At 64.0% G+C, this 6,000-nt stretch carries 6 protein-coding genes; 5 read left to right on the top strand and 1 reads right to left on the bottom strand.

Features of this window, described 5'->3' with window-relative positions; translation table 11 throughout:
* The first annotated feature begins 716 nt into the window (after positions 1-716).
* From KRR55_RS20560 to KRR55_RS19545, 3 genes are all read left to right on the top strand, one after another.
* The gene (locus KRR55_RS20560) at positions 717-842 is read left to right on the top strand and encodes a hypothetical protein (protein WP_256449211.1); all 126 of its coding nucleotides are present in this window, start codon (positions 717-719) and stop codon (positions 840-842) included.
* A gap of 297 nt (positions 843-1,139) precedes the next feature.
* Positions 1,140-1,877, top strand: coding sequence for a GAF and ANTAR domain-containing protein (locus KRR55_RS19550; RefSeq protein ID WP_217390991.1), 738 nt, complete (start codon positions 1,140-1,142; stop codon positions 1,875-1,877).
* 230 nt (positions 1,878-2,107) lie between these two features.
* Positions 2,108-3,190 (top strand): carboxylate-amine ligase, encoded by a 1,083-nt coding sequence (locus tag KRR55_RS19545; RefSeq protein ID WP_217390990.1) that lies wholly within the window; start codon positions 2,108-2,110, stop codon positions 3,188-3,190.
* Between the two features lie 223 nt (positions 3,191-3,413).
* Here KRR55_RS19545 and KRR55_RS19540 read toward each other — a convergent pair whose 3' ends face one another.
* A complete protein-coding gene (locus KRR55_RS19540; RefSeq protein WP_254456434.1) occupies positions 3,414-4,208 on the bottom strand; it encodes an SGNH/GDSL hydrolase family protein in 795 nt (264 codons plus the stop codon).
* A 955-nt stretch (positions 4,209-5,163) separates the two neighbouring features.
* Here KRR55_RS19540 and KRR55_RS19535 point away from each other — a divergent pair.
* Complete coding sequence (locus KRR55_RS19535) at positions 5,164-5,652, top strand: DUF4383 domain-containing protein (RefSeq protein ID WP_217390988.1); 489 nt, start codon at positions 5,164-5,166, stop codon at positions 5,650-5,652.
* A 14-nt stretch (positions 5,653-5,666) separates the two neighbouring features.
* Positions 5,667-5,960 carry a hypothetical protein gene (locus KRR55_RS19530; protein WP_217390987.1) on the top strand — a complete coding sequence of 98 codons (294 nt, stop codon included), beginning with the start codon at positions 5,667-5,669 and terminating at the stop codon, positions 5,958-5,960.
* Positions 5,961-6,000: the final 40 nt, after the last annotated feature.

The raw sequence follows: 6,000 nt of genomic DNA, 5'->3' as shown, positions 1-6,000 counted from the left end.
GACTACAGTCGCGCTTGTTTTCGGGGTCGTCGACGGCTTGGTCGGGCCTTGGCCAGGAATCCCCCCAACAACCATGACTGGCGGGCGATGGCATTTGGGTGGCAGAGACACGGGAATGGGCCCTGGCCTGGAAGAAAGCCCGTACCGATCAGGTCCCGGGTGCACCGGGCGAGCAGCAACTTCAAGTCCTGGCCGCGCGGCACACACCGCTCGGGCAGAGCAGGGCATCTGCAGGCCTGCCCTGACGAATTCACCTTCCGCCACAACCGCCGGACGACACCCATGATTTCGTTTCAGCGGCTGCTTGGCCTGGAATCTCATCACGCGCCACGACCCTGCGACAGATCACCAACGAAGGGCCCAACGCCGCCAAACAAACCTGATCAAACTGAATACACACTGCCGAATTTATGGTGCTCGGGTGTCGCGGCGGTGGATGGCCCACCGCGACACTCGATTACCAAAAAGATGAGTGGTTGGCGGCGACACGACTCGTCGTTGCTGGCCTTGTTCCAGGAACGCGTTGAGCGACGCTGGGGTAAGGGAAGTGCACCGTTTCTGGATCCCGGAGTCCCGAGAGCACCCCATGCCACGGACACAGTGGATCAATATTGACACCGGGTCCGTCCTTGCCGGGCTTCGGGCCTGGAGCGAGCAGTACCCACTTCTCAGGCCAAACCCCTTTCTGCCTGCCGCCGGCAGCATGCCCCTGGCTGTTGCGTCCAGTGACCGGTCGCTACCGTGAATCCACCCTGCAGGACGACACCGTGGTGCGCAACGAGGCCATCACGAGCGCGGTGGGCTATGCCAAGGCCCCGATCCACGGTCCGGCAGCCAGCTAGACTCCCCCGCAGACACCTAAGGAGCACGTCCAAGAGGATGGCCTTTGGCCGGCCCCCGAACAAGCGCGGGAGTGCCCGGTCGCTGCACGCCGGTTACCTGCGGAGCGCATACATCTCTTTGCCTATCTATTTATCGGGCTTCCGCGTAACTTGGGAACAAAGGCGGGAGTTGAGCGCACAGCCCCCCCGGTCCTGCCAGACGGCCTTCCTGGGGCACCGGTCGCGCGACACACCCAAGGTCGGCGTTGCCGGGTCCGGCGCGATGAAGGACCCAGGCCCGTCAACAGGAGCCATGCCGTGAACGATGAAGCACAGGTCACCGTCGGCGACTACCTCCACGGGCTGATCCTGAGATCCAGTGAAATCGAAAGCTTCCTCAACGCCCTGACCCGCCTGGCCGTCCATGAATTATCCGAGCACGGGGAGGAGGTAATGTGCGGCATCACTTTGCTGCGACACCGGCGCGCCGGCACCGTGGCCAGCAGCAGCCTCGAGGCGCAAAAACTTGACGAACTCCAATACCGGTTCAAGGACGGTCCCTGCCTGTGCGCCGCACGGACCCAAGCCCTCGTCCATGTCCCGGACCTGGAAGCCGAGACCAAATGGCCCGAGTATGCGCGGATCCTCTTGGCCGAGGGAATACATTCGGTCCTGGCCGTCCCTTTCCACCTGGAACAAGGCGACCATGCGGCACTGAACCTCTATTCCACCGAGGCCCACGGTTTCACGGTCCAGAAAATGCACCTGGCCCAGGGCTATGCCGCCCAGGCTTCCCAAGCCTTCGCGATAGCCCTGAGGCTGGCACGCCACCAAGAGACCGCCGCCGATGCCTTGGAGGCCATGAAGTCCCGCACCACCATCGACCTGGCCGTGGGAATGATCATGGGCCAGAACAACTGCAGCCAGGACGAAGCAGTGAAGATTCTCAAATCGGCCTCCTCCAGTCGCAACATCAAGCTTCGCGACATCGCGGAGGCCATGGTCAAGCAGAAGGACCCGGAGGGCGCGACCACGCATTTCGAGAATCCACGGTAATGGAACCCGGTCAAGACCATGGACCCAGCAACATGGGGATCGGGCCCGGGCAGAACCGAACATTGTTGGGTGCCCAAAAATCCATGCACAAGCTCGACTTCTTGGGGGATCATGGTTCTGCGAGGATGGCCCAGCCATCCACGCAGACGCCTGATCCCGGACAGGGAGACGGACACGCATCACATCCGGTTTCGACGGCAGGTTCAGCGGCAACAGACAGGGGAGGAAAGATGCGTAGTTTCGGGATTGAGGAAGAATTCTTCCTCATCGATGCCCACACCGGCCTGCCCACGGCACCCTCGGTCTCGGCGAGTCGGGAATTGCTGGCCATCACGGCTGCAGGGTGCACCACCCAGAGCGAATTCCTGCCCTGCCAGCTCGAGAGCAACAGCCCCATCCTGGAAACCGGTCCCCAGGCCGTGCACACCATACGCTCCTACCGCAAGGCTCTGGCCGAAGCCGCGCGGCAGCTGGAGACCACCGCGGTCGGATGGGGCACCCCGCCCCGGGTCCCCGGGGTAGCCGTCCGCACCAGTTCCTCCGAACGCTACCGGATCATCCATCAATTCCTCGGGGCCATCGCCCACGAGCACTACCTCTCGGGATTGCACCTGCATATCGGCATCACGGATCCCGAGGAGCAGGTCACCGCGATGAACGCGGTCCGGCGATGGCTACCGACCTTGACCGCGATAGGCGCCAACTCACCATACTGGAAGGGCCGGGATTCGGGGTTTGCCTCGTGGCGCAACATCCAACACCGCAGGCGGTCGGTCCAAGGCATCCCCCCGCAGTTTCTCGATGCTGCGGACTACGAGCAGCGGATGAAGATCCTGCTGGGGACCGATGTGGTCCTTGACCCGCGGCATATCGGCTGGGGGGCCCGGATCTCCTCGCGCTACCGGACCCTGGAAATCCGGGTCCCCGATGCGCAGATGAACGCCTCGAATACTGTGCTGCTGGCCCTGATCGCCCGCGCATTGGTGGACACCAGCCTCAACGGAGCACCGCCAGCGCCCTGCCCGGCACCAGAAGCCTTGGACGTGGCGCAGTGGCAGGCAGCAAAGTTCGGGTTGCTCGGAAACCACCTCAACCCCGCCACCGGGGAGCCCACCGCAGCAGCCCGGATGATCGATGCGCTGATGGAATACATCCTGCCTGCCCTGAAACGAAACAAGGACGACGAATACGTCAGATCCGGCCTGCGCCGGGTCCTCTCCCAGGGCACGGGGGCCTCGCTCCAACGCCAGTTCTACCTGGAAGGCGGCTTTGAGTCGGTGCTCAGCGGCTCCGCCGCATTCATCGCGGATTAAGCCCCGGGGCAGCGCTACCCTGGTTGCTTGGGCTGCGCCCGGAAAACGGCCCACACGTTCGGTGGCCTGCTTTGGATGTCTTGCACGGTGGTGCCCCGTGAGAGGTATGTTTTGAGGTGCTGCTCGACCGGCCGAATCAGTGCTGGTGGCACGCACGAGGCCCTGCAGTGGGCACTGAACGAACGGTTGGGCCACCCCGAGAGCGAGCAGTCATCGGTGAACTTCACCTCCGCCGTGTGGCTTCCAGGGGCGCAGGGACCGGGCGTTTGGCGCCAAATTGGTTGCTTCTTGATTTCCGTGAGATGCCCCGCACGAGGTATGGCATCAGGTATTCGCGCGCCCACAGGCGGTTCTGCGACCAGGTTTCGCGTCTGTCCCTAGGTGGCAGGGGTCGGAGCTGCTGTGGGCCCAAGGAATGGGGGACCTGGAGTTTCCCTAGCACCATGGCGGCCACGGCGAGATGCCCCAGGGGGGAGGGATGCAACCTGTCAGGGCTCCACATGCGCGGATCATGCAGTTCGGTCATGGCCCACAAATCGGCCACGAGCGCCCCGTGGCTTTCGGCAATGCCGCGAACATTTTCGTTGAACACCGCAATCTTGGTGCGAAACTGTCCGAGCACCGTGGAACGGCCCGAATCCGGGCCAGCGAAAATCACCACGGTGGCACCGCGGACACGCAACGAGCAGACCGCTCCATTGAGAATGTTTGCCAGCTTGTCAGGATCAGCGCCAGGGTGCAGGAGGTCGTTTCCGCCGGCCTGGATCGACACTAAATCCGGACCCAGAGCCAGGGCCGGACCCAGTTGCGTGTCGATGACTTGGCGTAGGCGCTGACCACGTACAGCCAGGTTCGCGTAGGTGAAATCCGGGACACCGAAACTCAACTCATGGGCCACCAAGTCGGCCCACCCACGGTAATTCCCCGGGTCCGAAGGATCAGGGTCGTCCAGGCCCTCGGTGAAGGAATCGCCAAGAGCCACAAAGCGTTTCCATGGATGCGGCGGCAGTGTGACCAACGGAGCAGGTTCTTGGCCGCTTTCAGTACCTGTCCCGGGGCTACGCCGAGGTTCTGGTTCCATGAATCCAGTTTGCCCAGCGATTCGGAAGAACGGAAGGCTTCACCGTCTGTCAGCATGGTTACCTGTGGTCAGAAACTGCGGAACCAATCACCTATTTGTTTCTCCCCGCAATGCGAGCCAACGTTCCTTCCCGGTCTTTCGGGGATCTCCCCTCTCATGGTGAATATCCTTGCATCTTCGGGCAGCGGCGGGGCGGCCTGTTACGTGGAAGTGGACTGTTCCCGGGCGTCCGGAGACCATCCGCGGAACGAGTTGGGCCGCCGCCGGCCTCCAGCCACCTGGCCGGCATGGTGGTGGAACCGGTGCAGGAGGTTTTTCCCACCATCTCTAGCATCGGGTTGAGTTTCTAACTGCACCGTCTGAGAACTTGTGTCCCAGGCCGTGGGAAGGGGACGACCCACTGCATAGGGTGCGCAGAGTTTCCATCACCACTTTGCAAGTCTCCTCGCGTGGGTCAAAGGAGCCATCCCGGCGTCCGTCCGTCTTCCCCTGGCGGTGAAGCTTTCGTAAAATGGGGAGCGGCGGCAAGCAGCGTCCGACCTCCCACCCGGGGCCACCGGCCCCGACGGTTCCCCGCGGAGACGCTATGGCCATATCCTCCACCGCCCCATCCCCGGCCCCGGCCGTGCCACTTCCGCTGGACAGCGCAGACCCAATGCCCTGGGTCTTTTCACCCCATGCATCCTCCCTCGGTTCCACGGAGCAGGTCCGTCCCCCGGCCGGGGCCCGCGGTCCGGTTGCGGCCCGGCGTCTTCCCTGGCAGGACGCCCCACGGGTCCGGGCGATATCGGTAGCGAGGATCCTCCGGGCGCCGGGCACCCCGCCAGGGAAATCTTCAACGCCCCGGCAGCAGGGCCGCCCCCAGGAAAACCACCCCTGAAAGGACAACACCATGACCAGCAATGCTGCCGCACGCAGCGCCGCCGAACGCAGCAACGTCCAGAAGGCGGCCTTGGCCGTCGGCGCAGTTTTTCTGCTCGTCGGCATCCTGGGCTTCATTCCCGGAATCACCACCAACTACGACCAGCTCACCTTCGCGAGCCATCGGTCCGAGGCGATGCTGCTGGGCGTGTTCCAGGTGTCCATCCTGCACAACATCGTGCACCTGCTCTTCGGGGTCGCGGGCATCGCCATGGCCAAGACCCGGAGCGCCGCCTGGGGCTACCTGCTCTGGGGCGGAGTCATTTACCTGCTGCTGTGGATTTACGGGCTGGTCATCGACCACGACAGCGAAGCGAACTTCGTGCCCGTGAACGACGCCGACAACTGGCTGCACCTGGTCCTGGGCCTCGGTATGCTCGCCCTCGCCCTGCTACTGACCCGAGACCGCGACGGAGGCGCCCGCAGGACCGCACCCCCGAACCGGAGAAGGACCCCTTGACTGGAGGCAGAACGATGAACACGCAGGAAGAACTCAAGACGCTGGTGATCAACGGGATTGAGGTGCTCCCCTCGGGACGTTCCCTCTACCTGGTCCACCATGCGGGGACGGAGCGGGGCCTGGGGCCGATCCGCCGCCGAGAGGACCACCGCTGGGAGGCCGTCACCCGCCACGGGCGCCTCGCCGGGGTGCACAGGACCCTGGAGGACGCCGTGGATTCCCTGTCCCTGGCTACTGCCACCGATCGAAGAACCCCCGCCGGCAATGCCGTCGAGTACCTCACCGAACCAGGCTCCTCCCGCATCTAGGCCCCGTCCCGCCTGGTGCACGAGGGGGAACTGCCGGCGG

Origin of the sequence: Paeniglutamicibacter quisquiliarum (genome assembly GCF_019084045.1) — a bacterium.
GTDB classification, from domain to species: Bacteria; Actinomycetota; Actinomycetes; order Actinomycetales; family Micrococcaceae; genus Paeniglutamicibacter; species Paeniglutamicibacter quisquiliarum.
This window is presented reverse-complemented; position numbering and strand designations above follow the sequence as displayed.